This is a genomic window from Alteromonas sp. KUL49 (assembly GCF_006538345.1).
Classification (GTDB): Bacteria; Pseudomonadota; Gammaproteobacteria; order Enterobacterales; family Alteromonadaceae; genus Alteromonas.
Window position 1 is genome coordinate 524,163 of sequence record NZ_BJKL01000002.1, and the last position, 22,671, is coordinate 546,833.

The following is a 22,671-nucleotide window of genomic DNA, read 5'->3' on the forward strand; positions in this document are numbered from 1 at the left end:
GGGTTGATACTTATCTCAACATAATGAAAGTGTTGGCGTTATAGGTTGTTTTAATTGTCTAACTTTCCAGCCAGTAACACTTCTAGCCAGCGAATATCTTCAGGTCCTAATTTGGCATCACGATGTAAAGATTCATCTTTGATAACGTCTTTGTAAACATGACAAATAGCAATTTCTGTGAGGTTTCTCCAACTCTCTCCGGGTAGTTCCTGAATAGTTCCATCAGCTAAATTAGGGTCATGCAGTGGGTCGTGAACATCTTCGGTGGTCCTCAACGCAAATTCGAGTTCGTTAAGTATGGGGTTAACCACTTTCACCGTTGATGCTTCAGAAAACTGTTTGAGTACGTGCTCTTGTGCCTGTTTAGCGCTTTTCTCGACTTGTGCTCTTGTCGCCTTTTCTCCGATGGGTTTTAGGCCATACTTGGCAAACGTGCCAGAAATACTTGGCAACAATGCTTTTACCGCAATACCTGCACCAATAAGCGGGTTAAATATGGCAGCAATACCACCAATAAAAAGCATGCCGTAGGTTAATTTATTGTCGAGAGAATCTATATCATTAGCCAGCTTTTCAAGGCTACTCACGTTTTGTGCAGAAGACTCATAGGCCATGTTTTTCGCCGCTTCAAGCATATACTTTCGCAACGTTCCCTCATAATGCTCATTAGGAAAATGAAATACTCGCCTTTTGGGCAAATCATTGACTTCTAAAACTCCCTTTGGAATTGAGCGCATGGTGTGAAGTAGGAATCCTGACTCACTCAAATGATACGGAATCACGAAATAGTGCTTCTCGTCGTAGTCACACTGCGTGTTCTGAGAACGTTCTAGAGAAATAAAAATTGGCAGACCAGCGACAACATCCTTTGCCGTTTTAAAGCCATTGTCTAATTCACCAAGTATTAGGTCAGCTTTGGCGCTCGCCAGTTTTTTTGCTTTATCTAGAAGGTCTCTCATAGACACTTAATTTCCTTACATACCACGTGCTTTTAAATAAGATTTGCAAACGTCTTGCTCTGCGTCGTTGGTCGCAAAATTGGAAGGTCGCAACTTTTTGAAAGATTTAAATATTTGACTAATCTCCCGAGCTATCAGACATTAACAAAAGTTGCGCATTCAACAATTATGTTTTTAGTGCAATTTGACTAAACCACAATAACAAAACAAGGACTGTTCTATGAATTCCTCATCAGTTGCCCGTGGGGTATCCGCCCTATTACTGCTACTTTCAACCGCTACAATTGCTCAAAGTAGCGAAGAATCTTCGTCATTTAAAGAGGTCCTCGACGGTAATGAAGAAACCGCCATGTCACTTACCGACGAAGAATTAAAAGCTCAGCAATATTTTCAATGGGTTGAAGAGTTTGAGGCATCTTTGAACTATCAAACCGGTGAAATTGATCTACCCGGCGGTAAAGCTAGCCTATCAGTACCAGAAAACTACTACTACCTCTCCCCTCAAGATACTAAACGCGTACTTGAAGAGGCATGGGGTAACCCTGAGGGTGAATTAACTTTGGGAATGCTGTTTCCACAAAAGTATCGCGTGCTAGATAGCGCGTCTTGGGGAGTAACTATAGAGTATGCCAATGACGGCTACGTTTCTGATGAGGATGCAGGCGATATCGATTACGATGATTTACTCAGTAGTATGCAGGCTGATACAAGAGAGGAAAACAAGTGGCGAACCGAAAATGGCTATGAAGCTATTGAGCTTGTAGGTTGGGCGCAGCAACCTTATTACGACGCTAGTACTCACAAATTGTATTGGGCAAAAGAGCTGCAATTTGGTGACAGTGCTAACCATACGCTGAACTACAACGTTAGGGCATTGGGCCGACAAGGTTATCTGGTGATGAACTTTATCGCGAATATGGAGCAGCTAGATGAAGTCAATGAAGCAAGAGATGAAGTACTTGCTATGGCAAGTTTTAATGATGGTCACAAGTACAGTGAATTTGATCCAGACATTGATCAAGTAGCGGCTTACGGGATAGGTGGTCTTATTGCTGGAAAGGTCTTGGCAAAAACCGGCTTTCTAGCGTTGGCGCTCGTTTTCTTGAAAAAGTTCTGGTTCGTACTCTTGGTCCCCTTGTACTGGTTAAAGAACCGCTTTTTCACAAAGAAAGAAACTCAGGCGTAAACATTTGTGCATTTTTATATTTGAGGAGCTCATGCTCCTCAAATTGACGCCACATTAAGCTCCATCTGAACATCACATCGTTCGTAAGGTGAGCTTTCCCCTTCAATAAATTTGAACCCTAACTTCTCATACAGTGCCAGTGCCGGTAGCAGCTTAGAATTACTCTCAAGGTATAGGCGCTTTATCTTCATGAGCCTCGCCCGTTCAATTATCTTACGCCCTAGTGAAAGGCCTATTCCTTTGCCTTGCGCACTCGGAGACACTGCCATTTTGGCTAGTTCATAAGTGTCATCGGAGACTCTGATCAACGCACAACACCCTACTGGCTCGCCTTGATACAAGGCAATCATAATGACGCCAGAATTGTTAAGGATATACCCATCTGGATCATCGAGTGCCTTGTAATCTGGCGCTTCCATGACAAAGTGCTTACTGATCCAAGCAACATTTAGCGCTTTAAACGCCGCTTGGTAAATAGGGGCGTAGTCGACGATCCTAATGTCTTCTTGAACTTCATTGACTCTGGTACTTATCGGATGAAATTTTAGATGCCTCTCAACCACTCTTAATGATTGCCACAAATCAACGCCAGTGTCTTTTGTTAACTGTGTCATAGCAGTATCTATGGCATCACACTGGGCATACATAGCAGGAATCATTACTCGAGCTTTCGAGCTCAACGATACAAGTGTCACTCGTGAATCGCTCGTTGATTTATAGCTTTCCACTAGATCTGCTTGTTTCATTTCTTTGAGGATTTTACTCACCGACACATGACTATGATTGATTGTCTTAGCTATATTCACAACCGAATCAGCACCTGAGTTAGCAAGTACATAAAAAACGGGAAACCATTTTGGTTCAATATCAAATCCAAACCGTTCGTAGGTTTTTTCAGCATCGTTAGATACTTGTGCGGCTAACTGCCGAAGGGCTGTACCCAGAGCAATATGCCCCAACTCATGAAATGGTCTCACACCACAAACTCCGTAACCAGTTACACATACAATATTACTAAGACTGAAATACGTCAATAATCCAAGCGCTACACGACTAAAGTTTAAATTTTTATTAATTTGTTTTATTCATCTTTCAAATTCAAACATACTATGTTTACATATGTATCATTATTGTAAAATGTGAAATAAACTTGTTACTAGGAACGCCAAAATGAAAAAATCTCTTTTGTTAGCATCATTGGCATTGTCAATGCCAAGCGTGTTAAACGCAGAAGTAGTTCGACCGACCGGTTTTGACGCAGGACAGGTAAGATGGCAGGAGTTAGGAAATCGCACAGATGATTTTGAAAGCGGTTCACTTAACCCAGCTAAATGGCAAAATGCGCCATCGAGTCTGGTTGTAGGTGCGTGGACGTTTGCGCAACCCAACGCCTATGTTCAAAATGGACGACTAGTGATTGAAACAACGCAAGAAACTCACACTCGTACCTTTCAAGATAGCTGCTGGGACGGTGTTGCTGGAGGTCCATCACAAGCCACGCAACGAGAGCTCTATTACAAATCAGGTGCAGTGAGAACCGTTGCCGACGGTGTGTATGGCTTCTATGAAGCAAGTATCAAAGGGGTAGAAATATTCCCCGGTCTAAGCCCCGCATTTTGGCTTTATAGTGATGGACATCCATTCCCAGATAGAAATGACCCAACAAAGCAATACGTAGACTACAGTGAAATTGACATAGTTGAGTTGCAGCAAGCGGACTGGCGCAGTCCTACGGATTTTGATGATCAGTTCGATATGGACCATAACCTTCATGCCCGGGTTGAAGAAAATGGACAAATCGTTTGGAAACGTCCAAAACCCAACCCAGAAGCTCAGCTACTGCATTATGAAGCCCCCTTTGATCCTAGCTTGGGCTTTCATACTTACGCGGTAGAAAACAGACCTGATCGCATAACTTGGTACGTCGACGGTGTTGAAGTTGGCTCTAAGCCCAACAAGTGGTGGCATCGTCCTATGCATTTGATTTTCTCGCAAGGTCTTCGTAGACAGCTCATTAAATATAATCCTGCATGTCAGCGCGCTGACCCAAACCCAGACAATATTGTTTCACAGGGCTTCCCAGAAAAGGCGCGCATGCAAGTTGAATATGTGAAAACCTGGAAGGCATTGCCATCAGTTTGGATTGAAAACCCAGGTCAATACACGTCAACTCAATATCGCTCAGGCGATACCATGGAAGTTACAGTGGACTACCACGGTGGACATGACTTTTACGTTGATTCAGGGGCATTCAATGGGGTGACTTTAAACCTTATTGAACGAAATGCGTCAGGCTTAGTACGTGTTGTTAAATCAGCCAACGATCCTTCAACCACCAACGACGATAAGAAGTATGCTGGAGAAGCCACGCTTTCAATTAATCTCAGCGGCGTGCCTGCTTCAAATACGCTTCCGAATGGTCATTACTATGCGCTTGCAGCGGCATTCCAATCTTCGAATGGCACAAGCATATACATGCAAAGCCCTGTTAGAGATATTACGGTTGTAAATGGATCCAGCGCTCCTATTGCAGTAAGCGGAGTAACGCTAACGCCTTCCTCGCTGAGCTTAAACCAAGGTGTTAGCCAAACACTTTCGGCAAACATATCGCCCTACAACGCTTCAAATCAGTCAGTAGTTTTTTTTCTAGTGATGATGACGTAGCAAGTGTGAGTGCAAGTGGTCGAGTGACAGCGATTTCAGCGGGCTCGGCCACTATCACCGTCAGAACGAATGACGGTGCATACACGGATACCACAAGAGTTGATGTTTCTGGATCAACGTCTGGTGGCGGCAACCTTGTACAAAATTCCGGTTTTGAAGCTGGAGATTTCAATGGTTGGAACGCCAACTGGGGTAACAACAACGTCACTTCAAATGTTTCACAGCAAGGGCAATATGCGGCACAGATAAATGGCAAAGGGGGGATAAACCAAACCCTTGCTTTAGCGCCTAACACGGAATACCAACTCACCGCATATGGTCGCGTCAATAATAATGGTCAGGTATCTCGCATGTTGGTGAAAGAGTACGGCGGGAATACTAAAACGGTGACTTTCACTTCAGATAGCTTTGAGCAAAAGCGCATTACGTTTACCACGGGCGCTTCTAATCAATCAGCAAAGATCGTGTTCAACACCACACAAGACAATACCACTGCTTGGGTTGATAACTTTGTAGTAACGTCGACACAAGGAGGAGGTAACACTGACGGTGGTGATAGTGGTGGAAATTCAGGCAATGATACGCCAGACGAACCTACACCCACTGAGCCTACCTGTGATGGAAGCTTTGTCGCGGTGAATAGCGTGTCACTATCTGCGACAAACTTCAGCATGGCAAAAGGCAGCACAAGACAAGTTTCTTACACTGTACTTCCCGCCTGTGCCACTAATAAAAACGTGACATTCTCGTCAAACAATACGAGTGTTGCGACGGTGAATAGTTCGGGAGTAATTACTGCTCGTAATAGCGGCACAGCGATAATCACTGTTAAAACCAAGAACTTGGGTAAAACAGATACGCTTGTCGTCAACGTTAATTAACAAGTGAAAGGCGGCACTTTGCGGTGCCGCTACTTCTAACACACTAAAACTGGTCTAGCATGATAGTGTTACCGTCGGGATCCTTCACGATGCAGTGGCCCGAACCGCTCTCCCCTTTCACAGGCACTTCGATTTCAATTCCATTGTCTTTTAAATGCGCTTCTACAGCACGTACATCAGATGGGTTGAATGTTAAGATATTATCTTCAAACATTCCTTCGAACAAACCAATCATGGTTTGACCGTGCTTCATAATGACCCACTTTTCTTCAACCGAGCCGCAGGACGGCATAGCGTTGAATCCGAGAGTTTCATAGAATTTTTTCGATTCAACAATGTCCCTTACTGCTAAACTAAGGGAAAACAATCCAAGTTCCATTACAGATTCCTCACGTTCACATGAACAAAAAATATACTGTAATAGACCAGAAGTCCTTGGTCACGCTAAATTTTTATTACTCTGACAAATGAGCAACTTCTTTTCGCCAAGCTCTTTCGTATGCCTCGCGAGAAAGTACGATATCTGCATACGAAGCTACATTATCGTGCGTTATATCTAGCTTACTGGCGCGAGCCCATGACAGGATGTGTCCGGCTACCACATCGACCATACTAAAGCTGTTATCTACTAGAAAAGTATTAGCGCCGAGCATCGTTGAGAAGACACTGAGCGCTCGGTTAAACTCCCATTGAGCAACATCAATAACCTCAGGTAGCCTTTTTTCGGCCGGCAGTGCGAACGTATGTTTGGCAATGGCCCACAGTGGTTGTTCAAGCTCGGTAACTAAAAAGCTCATCGTTTGCTCGTACAAACCTCGAGAGAAGGAACCCGGCGCTGGGATAAACTCTTGAAGGCCATGTTTGTCTGCCAAAAAGGTTAAAATTGCTGCGGATTCAGAGAGTGTGCCTTCACTGGTCAACAAGGCCGGTATTTTACCAGCAGGGTTAATCTTGCGGAATCCTTCTGAGAAGTGTTCGCCAGCTTTGAGATTAACAGCATGATATGAATAGGGTATACCTATCTCTTCCAACGCCCATGCCACACGCACAGACCGCGTTCGAGGATACCCGTACAATGTATACATATTAAATTCCTTATTACTCAAGCGAACAGCATTATTTAACAATTTAATCTTCTACTTTGCGCAAAAATACCATTTCAGTGGACGAACTTTGCTCTTCACTGTACGTGTAACCAGCGGAGTCAAATGCCTTGAGTCCATCTACATCTTTGACTCGATTTTCTATGACATAACGCGCCATCAGTCCCCTAGCTTTCTTTGCAAAAAAGCTAATGATTTTAAACTGTCCGTTTTTGTAGTCTTTAAAGACAGGTGTGATAATCATGCCATCGAGTGACTTTTTCTTAACTGACTTGAAATACTCATTGGATGCCAGATTAACAAGCACATTGTCACCCTGCTCTGCTAAAGCAGCGTTGAGATTTTCTGTGATGGTTTCGCCCCAATATTGATACAAATCCTTACCGTTTGCGTTGGCTAATTTTGTACCCATTTCCAATCGATACGCTTGCATAAGATCGAGTGGGCGCAATACACCGTAAAGCCCTGATAGTATGCGCAAGTGGGTTTGAGCATAGATCACATCTGCCTCGCTCAAGGTGTAAGCATCGAGTCCGGTATAAACATCACCATTAAATGCGTAGAGTGCTTGACGTGCGTTATCTTTCGTAAATGGCGTAGAAAATTCCGTAAATCTGTTAGCGTTGAGCGTAGCAAGCTTATCACTGATACTCATCAAGGATGAGAGGTCAGCAGGCGACAAAGTACGGCAGGTTTCCACCAGCTGTTCTGCGTTGCTTAACAATGCGGGTTGCGTGTGTTCTGAGACCGGGATTGCAGTTTCATAATCAAGGTTTTTAGCTGGTGATACAACGACTAACATTTTAACTCCTCATCGATTGTTAACCGCAGTATAACACTGGTTAAACGCTTAAAAATGCCAAGGTGATGAAAAGAAAACGATTAACCTAAAAGACTTTGTCGATTAGGCTCGGATTTCTTATGTGTAGGCTATAAATTGTCATGTGGGTTTGGTATAAATAGCCTATGTCTCCAAGTGATTACCCTTTCTAAATACTGTTTGTTAAACACAGTAAACAAAGACTGATAAGTGCGTTTTAATGCCTGGCTAAACCGCACAATATAACTTAATTCAATTAGAGAAAATTATGAGCAATCAATTAGCTTCACTACGTGAAATCACAACCGTTGTTGCCGACACCGGCGACATCGATGCTATTAAAAAGTATCAACCGGTAGATGCCACCACTAACCCTTCACTTCTGCTAAAAGCTGCAGGGCTTCCGCAATATGCAAGCCTTATCGACGATGCAGTGAGCTGGGCTAAATCTCAGTCCTCTGACTCAGAGCAACAACTTACAGACGCGGCAGACAAACTTGCTGTAGCCATCGGCAAGGAAATTTCAGGTACTATCCCTGGTCGAATTTCTACAGAGGTTGATGCTCGTTTATCATTTGATAAAGCAGCAACTATCGAGAAGGCACACCGTTTAGTAGCCCTATACGAAGCTGCTGGCATCGATAAGTCGCGAATTCTTATCAAAATTGCGTCAACCTGGGAAGGTATTCAAGCGGCGAAGGAATTAGAAGAACAAGGCATCAACTGTAACCTTACGTTGTTGTTCAGCTTTGCCCAAGCGCGAGCGTGTGCAGAGGCTGGTGTGTATCTAATTTCACCGTTTGTTGGTCGAATTCTTGATTGGTACAAGAAAGCGACTGGCAAGACTGAATATGCGCCAGAGGAAGATCCGGGTGTTGTATCTGTGACCAGTATTTACAACTACTACAAAGCGCACGGCTACAAGACTGTCGTTATGGGTGCGAGTTTCCGTAATATCGGTGAAATCCAAGCGCTAGCAGGTTGTGACCGTTTAACTATCAGCCCTCAACTGCTTGAAGAATTGGCCAATGAGCCAGGTGAACTTGAAGTAAAACTTGTTGATGAAGGCGCAACTCAAGCACCGGGTGATAAGTTAACTGAAGCAGAGTTCCGTTGGGATATGAACCAAGACGCTATGGCAACAGAGAAGTTGTCAGAAGGTATTCGTAATTTTGCAGCGGATCAGGACAAACTAGAAACGCTACTTAAAGAAAAGTTACAAGCATAATTAATTCAAGGACCAGTACACCATGAGTGCACTTACATCTTTACCGCAATGGCAAACGCTGAAAGATTTAGCAGAAGGCGTAAAATCTGAGCATATGAGAGATTGGTTTGTCGCCGATCCTTCTCGCGCAACGCAAATGCAACTTGAAGCTTGCGGTTTGTTTTTGGACTACTCGAAAAACCGAGTAACTCAAGACGTATTATCAGCCCTATTTGACCTTGCCAAATCCTGTGGTGTTGAGAAACATCGAGTGGCAATGTTCTCAGGTGACATCATTAATGACACCGAAAAACGCGCTGTTTTACACACAGCCTTGAGAAACTTCTCGGGTTCACAGGTCGTTGTTGACGGTGAAGATGTAATGCCTGAAGTGCAAGCAACCCTTGGTAAAATTAAAGCCTTTACTGAAAGTATTCATTCAGGCGAGCATAAAGGTTACACAGGAAAAGCTATCAAACATATTGTTGCGATAGGGATAGGTGGCTCATTCCTTGGTCCAAAAATCATGACTGAGGCACTGCTTCCTTGTAAATCTGCTGCAGTAGATGTGCATTTTGTCGCAAACGTTGATGGTTGCCACATTCATGACGTACTGAGTAAAAGAGATCATGAAGACACATTGATCGTAATGTCTTCAAAGTCATTTACCACTCAAGAAACACTTCAAAATACCATTTCAGCAAAAGAATGGTTCCTTTCCCAAGGTGGAACACAAGAAGATATAGCCAAGCATTTTGTTGCGGTTTCATCGAACGTGAAAGCTGCCACCGAGTTTGGTATCGACGAAAGCAATATCTTTCCCATGTGGGATTGGGTTGGCGGTCGTTATTCACTTTGGTCTGCTATTGGACTACCTATCTCGCTTGCGTTGGGTTTTGAGAACTTCAAAGGGCTTCTTGAAGGCGCACACGACATGGACAAGCATTTCTGTGAGGCACCTTTGGAAGAAAACCTCCCAGTTATTTTGGCTATGCTTGGTGTGTGGTATCGCAATTTCTTCGATGCTCAATCACACGTGATGCTTCCGTATTATCATTACCTGAGAGGCTTACCGGCCTATGTCCAGCAGCTTGATATGGAGAGTAACGGTAAAGAAGTAACCCATGATGGTAGCGCTGTAGATTACCCCACAGGCCCAATCATCTGGGGAAGTGAAGGCACTAACGGTCAACACAGTTTCCACCAGCTAATTCACCAAGGCTCTGGTGTAATACCCGCCGATTTCATGCTGCCACTAAATGTCCCGAACCAAAATGACACCCATCACGCTATGCTAGCCTCCAATTGTTTTGGTCAGACTCAAGCCCTGATGCAAGGTAAGTCTTTCGAAGACTGTTATGCAGACCTGGAAGGTAAAGGGCTAGACGACGCTGAACGCAAACGTTTAGCTGCTCACAAAACCATGCCGGGTAACAAACCAAGTAATACTATTTTATTCGATTCACTAACACCTCGCACTCTTGGCGCGTTGGTTGCAATGTATGAGCATAAGGTATTCGTTCAAGGCGTTATCTGGGACCTAAACTCGTTCGACCAATGGGGCGTAGAGTTAGGTAAAGCACTAGGAAATCAAGTGCTTGCAGGCATTAATGGAGATGCTGAAAAATCGTCATTCGACGCATCTACACAAGATTTAATCGCCCGCTTCAGAGCAGCTAATGCACCAAAATAAGGAATGCTAGCGGTTAAAAATTCGCTAGAATGGTGCAAAAACGCACAGAACGGTCATGCTTTACGCTGGCCGTTTTTTGTTTTAAGAAGACACTAACGACAGAACATATTGCTTCAATTAGCTGTTGTCCTCACGAACCTTACGTTGTCATCGTATCGTCACTAAGTGTTAATAAAAGGTAAACAAACCTGTTTTATTTTCATCGTGGCTGTGATACAAAATTGTACAGAGGGAAATTAAAACAAACGCTCTGTACTGTTGTAAGTGGTAATAAAAAGGAGATCCTCGTGGACAAGTCAGATCTATTTGCCATGCTAGACATCGAAGCAAGCCCAGCGAAAACAAAAAGCAAAAAGCGGAAGTGGAGGGAGATTGAAGCACTGCAAGATCGCTTCAAACTTGAAAAAGAGCTCTCAGAACTCGATTGTGGGTTCGAATACGAACTAGAGACGCTAGAAAGATAATAAAAAGGCTGCTTGGTTTTACCAAGCAGCCTTTTTACTTTTCAGCTAACTATACTTGCCAATCAATGGTAGTCATACCTTTTTTGGCTAGGTAGTCATTCGCTTCACTAAAATGCTTACATCCGAAAAAACCGCGATGAGCAGACAGTGGAGAGGGATGAGGTGCGCTTAACACTAAATGCTTGCTGGTATCTAGCGAAGCACCTTTTTTTTGTGCGTGTGCTCCCCAAAGTAAAAAGACCACGTTCGAGCAATGCTGGTTAACGGCGTTTATGACGCTATCGGTAAACGTCTCCCATCCCCATTTAGCATGACTATGTGCTTTGCCCTGCTCTACTGTAAGTACTGTATTAAGTAACAATACCCCTTGTTCAGCCCATTTGGTCAGTGTTCCGTGTTCCGGAATGGCAAACCCGTCAATATCATTGGCGAGCTCTTTATAGATGTTGACAAGAGACGGTGGCGTTTTCACATCGGGTAGAACTGAAAAGCACAAACCGTGAGCTTGACGGGGACCGTGATAAGGGTCTTGTCCCAATATCACAACTTTTACGTCAGACAAGGAGGTAATAGATAGGGCGTTAAAAACATCTGACGACGGCGGGTATACATTGTTCCCCGCCGCTCTAGACGCTTCCACTTTTTGCATTAACGACTGAAAGTAAGGCTTTTCTCTTTCAGACGTTAACACATCATCCCAAGTGATCATGCTTTTAGCAAAGAAATCATATGTTGCTTGAGCGCATCATATGACGCAGGTAAATCAATAGCTAGGCTGTCTTCACCAGCAACATCTGCCAATGCTTTTGGCAAGCTAATAGGGTTACCAAGTACGTTTTCTACGGTTTCACGGAATTTCGCGGGATGCGCGGTCCCCAAGAATAAACCAATTTCACCAGGCTCTAGATCGTGGCTTACCGCACGATAAGCAATAGCAGCATGAGGCTCACTGGTATAACCCAACTGAGCGAGTTGTCTCATAGCTAACTGAGTATATTCCTCGTCTACCATCTCGCCTTTCAAGCACCCTTTATCAATGTAGCCTTGCTCGATTAGTGCTTCAATACGAGGCCAGTTGTTCGGTTGACTCACATCCATTGCATTAGACATGGTCGCAACAGTAGCATTAGGTGCCCACTCGCCAGTTTTCAGATAGCGTGGAACGGTATCATTGAGGTTAGTTGCCGCGATGAAACGCTTAATAGGTAGACCCATGGCTTTGGCAATCATACCCGCCGTCAAGTTACCAAAGTTACCACTAGGCACAGACACCACTAATTGGTCGCGTTTGTCAGCAGGTAATTGGCTCATTGCCTCAAAGTAGTAACACACTTGCGCCAACAAACGACTAATGTTGATGGAGTTGGCAGAGTTTAGGTGAAGACCTTCACGTACATCTGGGTCATCAAATGCGGTTTTCACCAAGGCTTGGCAGGCATCGAAGTCTGATTCGATAGCGACGGTATGTATATTACCACCAAGGGTAGTAAACAACTTTTCTTGCAAGGCACTGATTTTGCCTTTGGGGAACAAAATGACCACGTTGATATTGTCGATACCATGGAAGGCATGAGCTACCGCAGCCCCCGTATCACCTGACGTTGCTGTAAGAATAGTTACAGGTTGCCCTTCGCTAATTCCAGACAGTGTTTGCGCCATAAAACGGCCGCCAAAATCTTTAAACGCTAACGTTGGTCCATGGAAAAGCTCAAGGGTGTATACGTCATCTGTCACCTTCTCTACAGGTGCCCCAAACGCGAATGCGGTTTCGACGATTTGCTCTAGCTCGCCATTGTTAAGCTCATCACCAATGAGGGCGCGAAGCACAGTAATACTGCGCTCAACAAACGGCATGGCTAGCACGTCATCGATGTTGTCCAGTTTTGGAATATTGGTTGGAAAATACAACCCTTGTTGTTTACCTAGGCCACGCTTTACTGCTTGGGCAAATGAGGCTTGATCTTGAGGATCTTTTAAATTTACTAATTCCACTACTTTTACCTCTTAAAACTTGTGTCGCTAGTCAGAAAGCTCTGACGTTAACGTTCCCTCTGCGGGAATCTTACACACATGGCTAAAGCCATCTTCATTCTGAATATAATGTTCGTCTAGATAACTTGCGATTGCCTGTGCACTGTCTAAATTATCACTCACCGCAAATACTGTTGGGCCAGAACCAGAAATTCCAAAAGCCAAGGCCCCTTGATTTGTACAAAACGCTCTTGCGTCATCAAAACCAGGTAACAATGACTTTCTGTAAGGCTCTGCAATAACGTCTTGCATTACCTTCGCAGCGCTTTCGTGTTGACCAGTATGTAGTGCATGCACAAAAACTCCGAGCTGGCGTCCGAAGGTTAACGCCGTCGCCATATCGACTTGCTTGGGTAAAATATCTCTCGCAGCCGCCGTAGAAACGCTAATACCAGAGTAACAAATAGTGTAGTACCAATGATCAACCAAAGGTAATGACATAGTCACGGGAGAGGTGTCACCTGTCATAAGAGTCATGCCACCTTGATAGCACGGAGCTACGTTATCGTAGTGAATGCTGCCACTAATCTGACCTTCTAGCTCACCCATCATTCCCAACAAGGTATCTTCGTCGAAGGGAGAGTCAAAAAAGCTATTCAAACCAGCAAGTGCAGCAACAATTGAGCTAGCACTCGAGCCAAGACCACTACCTATGGGTAAGTTCTTATGAAGGGTCATTGCCACTGGCGAAGTTTCTAGACCCTGCTTGACCATTTGTTCACAAAAATAGTGATAACACTTAGTCACTATGTTGCTGTCCGCATCGCCAGGCAACTTGTGTGCAAATGCACCAACGCAAGACAAGGAGAACTCATCTGCTGATGCTATATCAACTTCATCACCCAAGCGGGTGCCGTCTACTGGGGCAAGCGCTGCACCTAATACATCAAATCCCAAGCTAACATTGCCTATCGAGGCCGGCGCGAACGCGCGAATTTTTTTCATCACAGCGTCCTCTAGCTAACCACTTGTTTCCAAGGCATAGTGCGCAGTACATCGGCAAATACACCTGCCGCCGTCACTGTAGCTCCAGCCCCATAACCGCGGATCACATAAGGGATAGGTTGATAATAGTCACTGCTAATAGCCAGCGCATTTTCACCGTCCTTCACTTGAGACAAAGGATTTGATGCAGGCACTGACTGAATGCTTACCTTACATTTTGAACCTTCAATGCTGCCAATGTACCTAAGCACTTCACCTCTAGCTTTAGCCTCTTCTACTCGCTTAGAGAAAGCTTCATCTAGGGATGGCAGTTGAGTCATAAACTCATCAATTGAGCATTCTGTGGCAAAGCCCTCTGGTAGCACAGATTCGATTTCTATATCTGAAAGTTCAAGCTCAAGGTCGGCTTCACGAGCCATGATAAGTAGTTTTCGTGCCACATCCATACCGCTTAAATCATCGCGGGGATCTGGTTCTGTAAAGCCGTTAGCTTTAGCTGATGAGGTTGCTTCTGACAAACTCATACCTTCTTCCAACTTACCAAACACATAAGAAAGGCTTCCTGAAAGAATACCTTCAAATCTATGCAGCACGTCACCAGCACTAAAAAGCTTTTGCAAGTTATCAATAACCGGTAGACCAGCGCCGACGGTAGTTTCATACAAATACTGGCGATTAGTACTTTGTGCTGTGGTTTTTAACTCTCGGTAATACGTTAGATCACTGGTGTTTGCCTTTTTGTTTGGCGTTACCACGTGGAACCCGCGCTCCATCATATCCACATACTGCTTAGCAACACCATCATGGCTTGTGCAATCGACAATAACAGGATTCACTAGACTGTTGTCATTCACAAACTGCTGTAAACGCTCAATGCTCAAACTCTCACTAGCAGAATTAAGCGCTGCGTTCCAATCACTGTCTAAATCAATTCCACTACTGTTCAACAGTAGCTTCCTACTATTCGCGATACCGTAAACACGTACCTGAATATCCCGTTCTAACAACTTAGATTGCTGTTTGGATATTTGACTGAGAAGCTCTGCGCCCACTGTGCCGCATCCCACAAGAAACACGTCAATAGTGTGTCGATTTGAGAAGAAATTTTGGTGAATAACTTTTACCGCTTTCTTTGCACGTTGGCTTTCGATCACTGTTGAAATTGAGCGCTCTGAAGAGCCTTGGGCGATGGCTACGTTGTTGACACGGGCTTGTGCTAACGAATTGAAGAAACGTGCCGCTAGGCCCTTGGTTTGTCTCATACCATCACCCACTAAAGTGACAATAGCGAGATCGTGACGCACTTCAATAGGATCAAGCAGCTGATTTTGCAGCTCCAGAGCAAAGGCATCTTCCAGCAAAGTTAATGCGCGATTCGCATCTTTGCTTTGAATACAGAAACTAATGGAATATTCAGAGGATGATTGGGTAATTAGACTGATAGAAATGTTGGCATTCGACATCACTTCGAATACACGACTTGCCATTCCCACCATACCTTTTAACCCTGGACCAGCCACATTGAACATAGTCACGTCGTCTAACTGAGATATACCTTTAACCGATGTCCAAGTTTCACTTTTTTCATTACTGATAAGCGTACCCGGTGCAGCAGGGTTGAGGGTATTTCTAATCAAACACGGAATGTGGTGTTGGGCGATGGGTCCGATAGTTTTTGGATGAAGTACTTTCGCTCCAAAATACGACAGTTCCATCGCTTCTTGATAAGTCAATTTATCAAGTAATACGGCGCCTTCTACTTGATTTGGGTCAGCATTGTAAACACCATCTACATCAGTCCATATCTCGCAACATTTTGCGTCTATACAAGCAGCAAGTATGGCAGCTGAATAATCTGAACCGTTGCGTCCTAGAGTAACTTTTTCACCCTCGTCATTGGCGGCAACAAAACCGGGCATGATTAACAGCTCACTGCCGTCTGACGGAACATCAGTAAAGCGTGCTTTGCTGAGTGCAACATCTGCAATGCTATCTAGGTATTCGCCTTCGGCCAATATGTAGGTGACAGGGTCGATAATGCGGTTAGTAATACCCTTAGACGTTAAAATCGCACTAAACAAAGTGACCGATACATATTCGCCCACACTCAGAATACCTGCAGATACAGCGTCTGGCGCTACACCTAACAAAGTAATACCGTCTAAATGCTGTTTTAGCAGCGCAAGGCGCTCTTCAATGAAGCCTGAAACGTGGTCAAACTCGAATCCATCTAGTTGATTATTCAACTCAGCGGCAATGCCATTCAAGGTATCTGAAAGTTTAGTGAAAAGAGGTGCGAAATCCTCGCCAGCAGCGGCTTGTTCACACAATAGTGAAAGTGCGTTCGTTACGCCTTTAGGTGCAGATAGCACAACTGCCGCGCCATCGGTTTGGTGGGTTGCCGTACTAATATCCGTTACGCGTAGGTAACGTGGTGCATCGGCAAGGGAAGATCCCCCAAACTTTAAGACTTTCATATGCTGCTCCTTAAATGTTCCTTCGATTTACTCGGTTACCAATGCACGAAGCGAGCATGTAGGTAATTCGAGTAAAAAAAAGCCCGCTCTCTGTGAGGGCGGGCTTTCGTTGTCTTTTGCTTTCTCGCACTAGTCAGCGACCGCCCTTGTTAAGGTGGTAATCAGCATGGTGGTGGTGCGAATCATTACAATCATTTTCATGCGTCCAATTTGCCGTATAGACGTCTATCTGTCAACCGCAGTTTTCACCACACTGTATTTCACTTTTTGCAACATTAAACAAAAGTCATTTCTAAAACAGAGACATTAAAAATAAATTTTGTTAACAATGTGCAAAGCAATTGATTTTTAGACTATATTTACACGCAATTCATTCTTACTAAAAAGGTATCGGCTATGCCACTATCGTTAAAAGACGGACAAACTCATATTAAATCAAAAGCCGCTGTTGCCTGGTCTGCTGACAAGCCGCTCAGTATGGAAACGGTAGATGTAGAATTGCCAAAAGAAGGCGAGGTTCTCATACGCATAGTTGCCAGCGGCGTATGCCATACAGATGCTTTTACACTATCGGGTGAAGACCCAGAAGGTGTATTCCCATCCATTCTCGGACATGAAGGGGGTGGTATCGTGGAAATGGTTGGAGAAGGAGTTACCAGCGTAGAAGTTGGAGACCATGTGATCCCCCTCTATACGGCAGAATGCGGTGAATGCAAATTCTGTACATCGGGCAAAACCAATCTATGCCAAGCGGTAAGAGCCACTCAGGGCAAAGGACTCATGCCAGATGGTACCAGTCGTTTCTCAATCGACGGGAAACCCATTTACCACTACATGGGGTGTTCTACATTTTCCGAATATACGGTATTACCAGAGATTTCTTTAGCTAAAGTCAATAAGGATGCGCCCCTTGAAGAAGTGTGCTTGCTTGGTTGTGGTGTAACCACTGGCATGGGCGCTGTACTTAATACAGCAAAAGTGCAACCTGGTGATACGGTAGCTATTTTCGGGCTCGGTGGTATCGGGCTTTCTGCTATTATAGGCGCTCGAATGGCGAAGGCTGGCCGCATTATCGGTGTCGATATCAATACGAGTAAGTTTGACTTAGCAAAACAACTTGGTGCCACTGATGTTATCAACCCCCAAGACCATGATAAACCGATACAGGATGTCATTGTTGAACTCACCGACGGTGGCGTAGACTATTCTTTCGAGTGTATCGGCAATGTTGATGTAATGCGTTCTGCTCTTGAATGCTGCCACAAAGGCTGGGGTGAATCAGTGATCATCGGCGTAGCTGGTGCTGGACAAGAAATTTCAACGCGTCCGTTTCAGCTGGTGACAGGAAGAGTATGGCGCGGCACAGCTTTCGGTGGAGTGAAAGGTCGCTCTGAACTTCCGGGTATTGTCGAGCAATATCTGAATGGTGATTTTGGTCTGCAAGAATTTATCACGCACACCATGGGCTTAGAGGACATCAACAACGCCTTTACTCTCATGCATGAGGGCGAGAGCATTCGTTCAGTAGTTCACATGAACAAGTAGCCTATTGGCAAGCAGCGCTCAAGGGCGCTGCTTTCTTCTGAATAATACGAGCATCGAAGCAAAAATGAAAACGCATCCCGTTCCAGAAATAGATACCTGCTGTACTAAAAACTCACGGGAAACCACCGTAATATTGTCAATTAGGTTACCAAGCGTGCCGAGAGAGATTGTCGATAAGCGTAATGTTGTAAGTGCACTATTGGCAATAAACTGGGTTTGATACAACTGCCATTGCTTTATCGAGTGGTCGTTAATTTCTACACTCAGTATGGAATCTCCTAGTTCATTAATCACTTCAACAGAAAAAGCCTCATTCGTGCTTCTTCTTGCTGCATAAGCAAAGCTGAGATCATAGATGGCACCTGCATCCGTGTAAAAGGACTGATAAATCGAATAGCTTTTTCCACTACCATGCGCGTTGAGCTCTATGTAGTTGGTACCCTCGAATGCACCAAAACCGAAGAGGTTATTCCATACCTCAATATTGCTCCCATCCCAGCCGTTTACATTGTCGGAAGATGTCCACATCCAGCCTCCATTGGCGACATTATTATCTTCAAATCCACCGTTAACCAATTCATTCGCGGTTACTGTAGTTTGAATAATATTTGCTATCACATTCGTCGAAAAAAATAACAAAAGAAGAAAAGTGAGAGAAAATTTCAAACGCATATATGCCTCAAGAGTCAATGTCATTCCGCGAAGTATAGTGTTTTGTGAGCGAATGAAAATTATACTATGTAATAACGCTAAAACTTGTTTTTTAACGTATTGAAAATGCTATAAATATACGCTTAGAAATAGTATCTATCTCTAAAAGAGAACCGTTTTCTGAGATTTTTTATTAGCATCTACTCTGAAATAAGGAAGTAAAACACATGAAAACTTGGCTAACACTGATGCTTTTAACTGCGCTAACTGCATCACTCAATGCGCAAGAGGCGAACAACGTAAACTCCGACCCCATGTCTACCCTAAAAAACTATACCGTGTTAAGCGACACAACAATGAGTGCAGGCCTCCCTGAACGAGAGCACTTTGAATTATTAAAGGCTTCTGGATTGACTCATGTGATTGACCTTATCCCAGACGATCGCACAGAAGAGCGAATGCTTTTAGAAGAGTTGGACCTCAATTATTTAAACATTCCTGTGGATTGGGAAAACCCCACTATAGAGAACTTTCAATTCTACGTTGCTCAAATGCAAATGAACACACAGGAAGGTGGCGTCACACTGACCCACTGTCGATTAAATTGGCGAGGTGCGGTCTTCAGTTATCTTTATCAGGTTACGCAACTTGGCATCCCTGAAGCTGAGGCAAAACAGACCATGCTTAATATCTGGCAACCTAATGAAGTTTGGCAAAGTTACATCGAGGATGTACTCGCCCACTATGAGTTTAAATAGGTAGTAAAGCCGCATCATTTTTCGTATCCATCACTTTACATATACGATTTTTCATATATGATTTAACACATATGAAAAATCATATATGTCATCAAGTACCCCTTGCATGCCATATAGAAGTGAGGGGTCACATGAATCAGATAGACATATCACCACTCGCCCTGTTTAAGTGTTTAGCACAAGACACGCGGCTTAAAACCTTACTCTTACTCAGTGAAAAAGGCCCGCTGTGTGTATGTGATTTAACCGAGTCACTTAAGTTAAGTCAGCCTAAAATTTCTCGTCATTTGGCAGACTTGCGCGCATGCCAACTGGTCACCGACGAGCGACGTGGTAAATGGGTTTATTACCACCTAAATCCCGCACTGCCTCATTGGGTCACCAGTGTCTTGAACACAACTCTTAACAACAATAGTGAATATCTCGGCGAAGCACTTTCTCAATTGTGTTGCGCCACCACCTGTGATTAATTCTTTTATTAGTGATGGAATTCTTAGAATGAAAATTCTCTACATATGCACACACAACCGATGCAGAAGTATTCTTTGTGAGGCGGTAACAAATCAGTCGACTAGTTCAGCCATAGAAGCCAGAAGTGCTGGTAGCCAACCAGTGGGGCAAGTACATCCGCTGTCATTAAAATACTTAGCGGCGCGTAACTACAACACAGAAGGTCTAAGTAGCCAGTCTTGGGACGAATTTGAAGACTATGCACCGGATATCGTGGTCACGGTATGCGACTCTGCCGCTGGCGAAACTTGCCCTGTCTACTTTGGCAAATCACTGAAGCTGCACTGGGGTTTAGAAGATCCCTCTAAGCTCGAAGGGTCAGAGGAAGAAAAAGCACTCGCTTTCAATAACACCATCGACATCATCGAGTCTCGGGTTGCAGCATTAGTAGAACTCGCCGAATCAAAGGCGTCTGTTGACGAGATCAAATCACGCCTCAAACTATTGGGAGCATTGTAATGGCTGACACTATCACACCATCATCAAACCTCGATATGTCACAAATGCATCAACCCGTAGGTGATGATTTCGCGACGACAGGTTCAGCTCACAATCCAAAGATTCTTTTACTTTATGGTTCCTTGAGAGAGCGCTCCTACAGCCGTCTGGTTATCGAAGAGTCAGCTCGTTTACTAGAGTACTTTGGTGCTGAGACAAAAATTTTCGACCCAACAGGGCTTCCTCAGCCTGATACCGAAGATGAAAGTCATCCTAAAGTAAAGGAATTGCGAGAAGCGATGCTTTGGTCTGAAGGTCAAGTCTGGTGCTCGCCAGAGCGTCACGGCAGTATCACTGGCATCATGAAGAGTATGATCGATTGGGTTCCTTTGAATCTAGGCGGTATTCGCCCGACGCAAGGCAAAACACTCGCGGTAATGCAAGTATGCGGCGGCTCGCAATCGTTTAATGCCGTTAATCAAATGCGCATTTTAGGCCGCTGGATGCGCATGCTAACCATCCCCAATCAGTCCTCTGTGGCAAAGGCTTTTTTAGAGTTTGACGAAGATGGGCGAATGAAACCTTCGCCCTATTACAACCGCATTGTAGATGTGGTTGAAGAATTGGTGAAATTCACTTTATTAACTCGCGATAATAAAGACTTTCTCGTCGACCGCTACTCTGAAAGAGTAGAAAGTGCTGAAGAAGTTAGTAAACGCGTCAACAAAAAATAAGGAAAGCACGCATGGGATTGTTTGAGCGCTACCTGTCTGTGTGGGTGGCATTGTGTATTCTTGTAGGTGTAGGAGCAGGCGTTTACTTTCCGGCTCTCTTTACCTCTATTGCTGATTTTGAATTTGCACACGTAAATCTGGTTATTGCTGTATTGATTTGGCTAATGATTTACCCAATGATGATTCAAATAGACTTTTCAGCTATTAAAGATGTGGGCAAAAAACCCAAGGGTATAGTGCTAACCTTGGTGATCAATTGGCTGATAAAGCCTTTTACCATGGCCCTACTAGGCTGGTTATTCTTCAAAGGTATTTTTGCCGATTGGGTCGACCCACAAACCGCCACTGAATACATTGCTGGCATGATTTTGTTAGGCGTAGCGCCATGCACAGCCATGGTATTTGTGTGGAGTCATCTCACTAAAGGCGATGCTAACTACACCCTAGTCCAAGTATCAATCAACGATGTCATTATGATTTTTGCCTTCGCCCCATTAACCGGCTTATTGTTGGGCGTTACCGATATCAGTGTTCCTTGGGATACGCTTTTACTATCTGTATTGCTATATGTGGTCATTCCATTGGTTGCAGGAGCGGTCACCCGTGCACGCTTCACCAAAGTCAGTGAGGCAAAACTCACGCACTTTGTTGAACGACTTAAACCCTTCTCAATTTTTGGTCTATTACTGACAATAGTTATTCTTTTCGCCCTTCAAGCCAATACCATACTTGAGCAGCCACAGAACATTGTACTTATAGCCATTCCACTGCTTATTCAAACCTACGGAATCTTTGCCATAGCGTATTTCGCCGCTAAGAAAATGAAGCTTCCTCACAATGTAGCAGCACCTGCATGTATGATAGGAACCTCCAATTTCTTTGAATTAGCGGTCGCCGTTGCCATTGCGTTATTTGGGTTACACAGTGGTGCAGCGCTTGCTACGGTAGTCGGCGTGTTGGTGGAAGTCCCCGTAATGTTGTCACTGGTGTGGTTTGCGAATAAAACAAGACATTGGTTTGATTAGGGCGAGTTAACTTTCAAACCATACACTTTACTCTCCAAACGAGCCGCTTGCTGTGCAAGTTGAAATAGCAAGGGCTCGCTCAGATTATCCAACCATAGGTTGGGGCTGGATAAATCCGTAGCTTGTCAAAATGTCACTTAACAGGTGAGTTTTTAGTGGTTTTGGAATGAAGCCTAACGCTCCCAAACTCATGACCTTTGATTGCATTGCGGGCTGTATATCACCCGAAACTACCACTACAAAAGCCTTTATCCCTCGAAGCTTTATCTCTTCAAGAACGGCAACTCCATCCATAATCGGCATGGTCAAATCGAGAATGAGTAGATCTACGTGATTATGAGCCAGCACCTCTAGCGCATCAACGCCATTAGTTGCCTCGAAAATGGTGTGTGCGAATCCCGAAGGCAAATGGCGTTTTGCCATTCTTCTCGCCATTGTTGAGTCGTCACAAACAAGTACAGAGTAGCTCATAAAAATGCAGTGTTTTACGTGTTAATAATTGGTCACTATGCTTCTGATTATATTGCACTAAAGTATAAAGAAAAGCAGTTTTACAACTAATCTAGTTTACTGGGTGAGC

22 protein-coding genes and 1 pseudogene are annotated in these 22,671 nt (G+C 44.2%); 12 read left to right on the forward strand and 11 right to left on the reverse strand.

Annotated elements, in window-relative coordinates; all coding sequences use genetic code 11:
- Window positions 1-50: 50 nt before the first annotated feature.
- Entirely contained in the window at window positions 51-965 is a 915-nt protein-coding gene (locus EYS00_RS20845; RefSeq protein ID WP_242618654.1) for a hypothetical protein, read from the reverse strand.
- A gap of 214 nt (window positions 966-1,179) precedes the next feature.
- Here EYS00_RS20845 and EYS00_RS05465 point away from each other — a divergent pair, with 214 nt between their 5' ends.
- Complete coding sequence (locus tag EYS00_RS05465) at window positions 1,180-2,145, forward strand: DUF2167 domain-containing protein (protein ID WP_130635539.1); 966 nt, start codon at window positions 1,180-1,182, stop codon at window positions 2,143-2,145.
- A gap of 38 nt (window positions 2,146-2,183) precedes the next feature.
- Here EYS00_RS05465 and EYS00_RS05470 read toward each other — a convergent pair whose 3' ends face one another.
- Complete coding sequence (locus EYS00_RS05470) at window positions 2,184-3,122, reverse strand: bifunctional helix-turn-helix transcriptional regulator/GNAT family N-acetyltransferase (RefSeq protein ID WP_130635540.1); 939 nt, start codon at window positions 3,120-3,122, stop codon at window positions 2,184-2,186.
- A 232-nt stretch (window positions 3,123-3,354) separates the two neighbouring features.
- On the opposite strand from EYS00_RS05470, the pseudogene EYS00_RS05475 reads away from it, so the two are divergent.
- Both EYS00_RS05475 and EYS00_RS21255 read left to right on the forward strand, forming a co-directional pair.
- Window positions 3,355-5,276, forward strand: a pseudogene (locus EYS00_RS05475) (Ig domain-containing protein); the annotation flags it as partial.
- Between the two features lie 177 nt (window positions 5,277-5,453).
- Window positions 5,454-5,690: an Ig-like domain-containing protein gene (locus EYS00_RS21255; RefSeq protein ID WP_347400270.1), complete on the forward strand. Its 237-nt coding sequence runs from the start codon at window positions 5,454-5,456 to the stop codon at window positions 5,688-5,690.
- 43 nt (window positions 5,691-5,733) lie between these two features.
- Here EYS00_RS21255 and EYS00_RS05485 read toward each other — a convergent pair whose 3' ends face one another.
- The 3 genes from EYS00_RS05485 to yaaA form a co-directional block, all read right to left on the reverse strand.
- Window positions 5,734-6,069 carry a VOC family protein gene (locus EYS00_RS05485; RefSeq protein WP_130635542.1) on the reverse strand — a complete coding sequence of 112 codons (336 nt, stop codon included), beginning with the start codon at window positions 6,067-6,069 and terminating at the stop codon, window positions 5,734-5,736.
- A gap of 76 nt (window positions 6,070-6,145) precedes the next feature.
- A complete protein-coding gene (locus EYS00_RS05490; RefSeq protein ID WP_130635543.1) occupies window positions 6,146-6,775 on the reverse strand; it encodes a glutathione S-transferase family protein in 630 nt (209 codons plus the stop codon).
- 43 nt (window positions 6,776-6,818) lie between these two features.
- Complete coding sequence (gene yaaA / locus EYS00_RS05495; protein WP_130635544.1) at window positions 6,819-7,595, reverse strand: peroxide stress protein YaaA; 777 nt, start codon at window positions 7,593-7,595, stop codon at window positions 6,819-6,821.
- 286 nt (window positions 7,596-7,881) lie between these two features.
- Here yaaA and tal point away from each other — a divergent pair, with 286 nt between their 5' ends.
- The 3 genes from tal (at window position 7,882) to EYS00_RS05510 (ending at window position 10,977) form a co-directional block, all read left to right on the forward strand.
- Window positions 7,882-8,841 carry a transaldolase gene (gene tal / locus EYS00_RS05500; RefSeq protein ID WP_130635545.1) on the forward strand — a complete coding sequence of 320 codons (960 nt, stop codon included), beginning with the start codon at window positions 7,882-7,884 and terminating at the stop codon, window positions 8,839-8,841.
- 22 nt (window positions 8,842-8,863) lie between these two features.
- Window positions 8,864-10,513: a glucose-6-phosphate isomerase gene (pgi, locus tag EYS00_RS05505; protein WP_130635546.1), complete on the forward strand. Its 1,650-nt coding sequence runs from the start codon at window positions 8,864-8,866 to the stop codon at window positions 10,511-10,513.
- 287 nt (window positions 10,514-10,800) lie between these two features.
- A complete protein-coding gene (locus EYS00_RS05510; RefSeq protein ID WP_013782890.1) occupies window positions 10,801-10,977 on the forward strand; it encodes a DUF3545 family protein in 177 nt (58 codons plus the stop codon).
- A gap of 49 nt (window positions 10,978-11,026) precedes the next feature.
- On the opposite strand, the gene ung is transcribed toward EYS00_RS05510, so the two are convergent.
- Genes ung through thrA form a run of 4 tightly spaced genes read right to left on the reverse strand, consistent with a single transcriptional unit; the run spans window position 11,027 to window position 16,430 of the window.
- Complete coding sequence (ung, locus tag EYS00_RS05515) at window positions 11,027-11,686, reverse strand: uracil-DNA glycosylase (RefSeq protein ID WP_130635547.1); 660 nt, start codon at window positions 11,684-11,686, stop codon at window positions 11,027-11,029.
- The gene (gene thrC / locus EYS00_RS05520) at window positions 11,683-12,969 is read right to left on the reverse strand and encodes a threonine synthase (protein ID WP_130635548.1); all 1,287 of its coding nucleotides are present in this window, start codon (window positions 12,967-12,969) and stop codon (window positions 11,683-11,685) included. Before thrC ends, ung begins: the two co-directional genes overlap by 4 nt.
- Before the next feature lie 27 nt (window positions 12,970-12,996).
- Window positions 12,997-13,953, reverse strand: a complete 957-nt coding sequence (gene thrB / locus EYS00_RS05525; RefSeq protein WP_130635549.1) for a homoserine kinase — start codon at window positions 13,951-13,953, stop codon at window positions 12,997-12,999.
- An 11-nt stretch (window positions 13,954-13,964) separates the two neighbouring features.
- Window positions 13,965-16,430 carry a bifunctional aspartate kinase/homoserine dehydrogenase I gene (thrA, locus tag EYS00_RS05530; RefSeq protein ID WP_130635550.1) on the reverse strand — a complete coding sequence of 822 codons (2,466 nt, stop codon included), beginning with the start codon at window positions 16,428-16,430 and terminating at the stop codon, window positions 13,965-13,967.
- 396 nt (window positions 16,431-16,826) lie between these two features.
- On the opposite strand from thrA, the gene EYS00_RS05535 reads away from it, so the two are divergent.
- Window positions 16,827-17,975 carry an S-(hydroxymethyl)glutathione dehydrogenase/class III alcohol dehydrogenase gene (locus EYS00_RS05535; RefSeq protein ID WP_130635551.1) on the forward strand — a complete coding sequence of 383 codons (1,149 nt, stop codon included), beginning with the start codon at window positions 16,827-16,829 and terminating at the stop codon, window positions 17,973-17,975.
- A gap of 18 nt (window positions 17,976-17,993) precedes the next feature.
- Here EYS00_RS05535 and EYS00_RS05540 read toward each other — a convergent pair whose 3' ends face one another.
- Window positions 17,994-18,593 (reverse strand): DUF642 domain-containing protein, encoded by a 600-nt coding sequence (locus EYS00_RS05540; RefSeq protein WP_165399318.1) that lies wholly within the window; start codon window positions 18,591-18,593, stop codon window positions 17,994-17,996.
- Between the two features lie 260 nt (window positions 18,594-18,853).
- Here EYS00_RS05540 and EYS00_RS05545 point away from each other — a divergent pair, with 260 nt between their 5' ends.
- The 5 genes from EYS00_RS05545 to arsB all read left to right on the forward strand — a co-directional run bounded on the left by EYS00_RS05545 (window position 18,854) and on the right by arsB (window position 22,091).
- Window positions 18,854-19,384: a protein tyrosine phosphatase family protein gene (locus EYS00_RS05545; protein WP_130635553.1), complete on the forward strand. Its 531-nt coding sequence runs from the start codon at window positions 18,854-18,856 to the stop codon at window positions 19,382-19,384.
- A 131-nt stretch (window positions 19,385-19,515) separates the two neighbouring features.
- Window positions 19,516-19,854 carry a metalloregulator ArsR/SmtB family transcription factor gene (locus EYS00_RS05550; RefSeq protein ID WP_130635554.1) on the forward strand — a complete coding sequence of 113 codons (339 nt, stop codon included), beginning with the start codon at window positions 19,516-19,518 and terminating at the stop codon, window positions 19,852-19,854.
- A 28-nt stretch (window positions 19,855-19,882) separates the two neighbouring features.
- Window positions 19,883-20,353: an arsenate reductase ArsC gene (locus EYS00_RS05555; protein ID WP_130635555.1), complete on the forward strand. Its 471-nt coding sequence runs from the start codon at window positions 19,883-19,885 to the stop codon at window positions 20,351-20,353.
- A complete protein-coding gene (gene arsH, locus EYS00_RS05560) occupies window positions 20,353-21,066 on the forward strand; it encodes an arsenical resistance protein ArsH (RefSeq protein WP_130635556.1) in 714 nt (237 codons plus the stop codon). The genes EYS00_RS05555 and arsH overlap by 1 nt, the downstream gene beginning before the upstream one ends.
- An 11-nt stretch (window positions 21,067-21,077) precedes the next feature.
- The gene (gene arsB, locus EYS00_RS05565; protein WP_130635557.1) at window positions 21,078-22,091 is read left to right on the forward strand and encodes an ACR3 family arsenite efflux transporter; all 1,014 of its coding nucleotides are present in this window, start codon (window positions 21,078-21,080) and stop codon (window positions 22,089-22,091) included.
- 84 nt (window positions 22,092-22,175) lie between these two features.
- Here arsB and EYS00_RS05570 read toward each other — a convergent pair whose 3' ends face one another.
- A complete protein-coding gene (locus tag EYS00_RS05570; protein WP_130635558.1) occupies window positions 22,176-22,562 on the reverse strand; it encodes a response regulator in 387 nt (128 codons plus the stop codon).
- Window positions 22,563-22,671 lie beyond the last annotated feature (109 nt).

Excerpts from the sequence above, each read along its gene's own strand:
- EYS00_RS05465 (WP_130635539.1), top strand. The coding sequence starts at position 1,180 with ATGAATTCCTCATCAGTTGCCCGTGGGGTATCCGCCCTATTACTGCTA.
- EYS00_RS05485 (WP_130635542.1), bottom strand. The coding sequence starts at position 6,069 with ATGGAACTTGGATTGTTTTCCCTTAGTTTAGCAGTAAGGGACATTGTT.
- EYS00_RS05490 (WP_130635543.1), bottom strand. The coding sequence starts at position 6,775 with ATGTATACATTGTACGGGTATCCTCGAACGCGGTCTGTGCGTGTGGCA.
- yaaA (WP_130635544.1), bottom strand. The coding sequence starts at position 7,595 with ATGTTAGTCGTTGTATCACCAGCTAAAAACCTTGATTATGAAACTGCA.
- tal (WP_130635545.1), top strand. The coding sequence starts at position 7,882 with ATGAGCAATCAATTAGCTTCACTACGTGAAATCACAACCGTTGTTGCC.
- pgi (WP_130635546.1), top strand. The coding sequence starts at position 8,864 with ATGAGTGCACTTACATCTTTACCGCAATGGCAAACGCTGAAAGATTTA.
- ung (WP_130635547.1), bottom strand. The coding sequence starts at position 11,686 with ATGATCACTTGGGATGATGTGTTAACGTCTGAAAGAGAAAAGCCTTAC.
- thrB (WP_130635549.1), bottom strand. The coding sequence starts at position 13,953 with ATGAAAAAAATTCGCGCGTTCGCGCCGGCCTCGATAGGCAATGTTAGC.
- thrA (WP_130635550.1), bottom strand. The coding sequence starts at position 16,430 with ATGAAAGTCTTAAAGTTTGGGGGATCTTCCCTTGCCGATGCACCACGT.
- EYS00_RS05535 (WP_130635551.1), top strand. The coding sequence starts at position 16,827 with ATGCCACTATCGTTAAAAGACGGACAAACTCATATTAAATCAAAAGCC.
- EYS00_RS05545 (WP_130635553.1), top strand. The coding sequence starts at position 18,854 with ATGAAAACTTGGCTAACACTGATGCTTTTAACTGCGCTAACTGCATCA.
- EYS00_RS05550 (WP_130635554.1), top strand. The coding sequence starts at position 19,516 with ATGAATCAGATAGACATATCACCACTCGCCCTGTTTAAGTGTTTAGCA.
- EYS00_RS05555 (WP_130635555.1), top strand. The coding sequence starts at position 19,883 with ATGAAAATTCTCTACATATGCACACACAACCGATGCAGAAGTATTCTT.
- arsH (WP_130635556.1), top strand. The coding sequence starts at position 20,353 with ATGGCTGACACTATCACACCATCATCAAACCTCGATATGTCACAAATG.
- arsB (WP_130635557.1), top strand. The coding sequence starts at position 21,078 with ATGGGATTGTTTGAGCGCTACCTGTCTGTGTGGGTGGCATTGTGTATT.
- EYS00_RS05570 (WP_130635558.1), bottom strand. The coding sequence starts at position 22,562 with ATGAGCTACTCTGTACTTGTTTGTGACGACTCAACAATGGCGAGAAGA.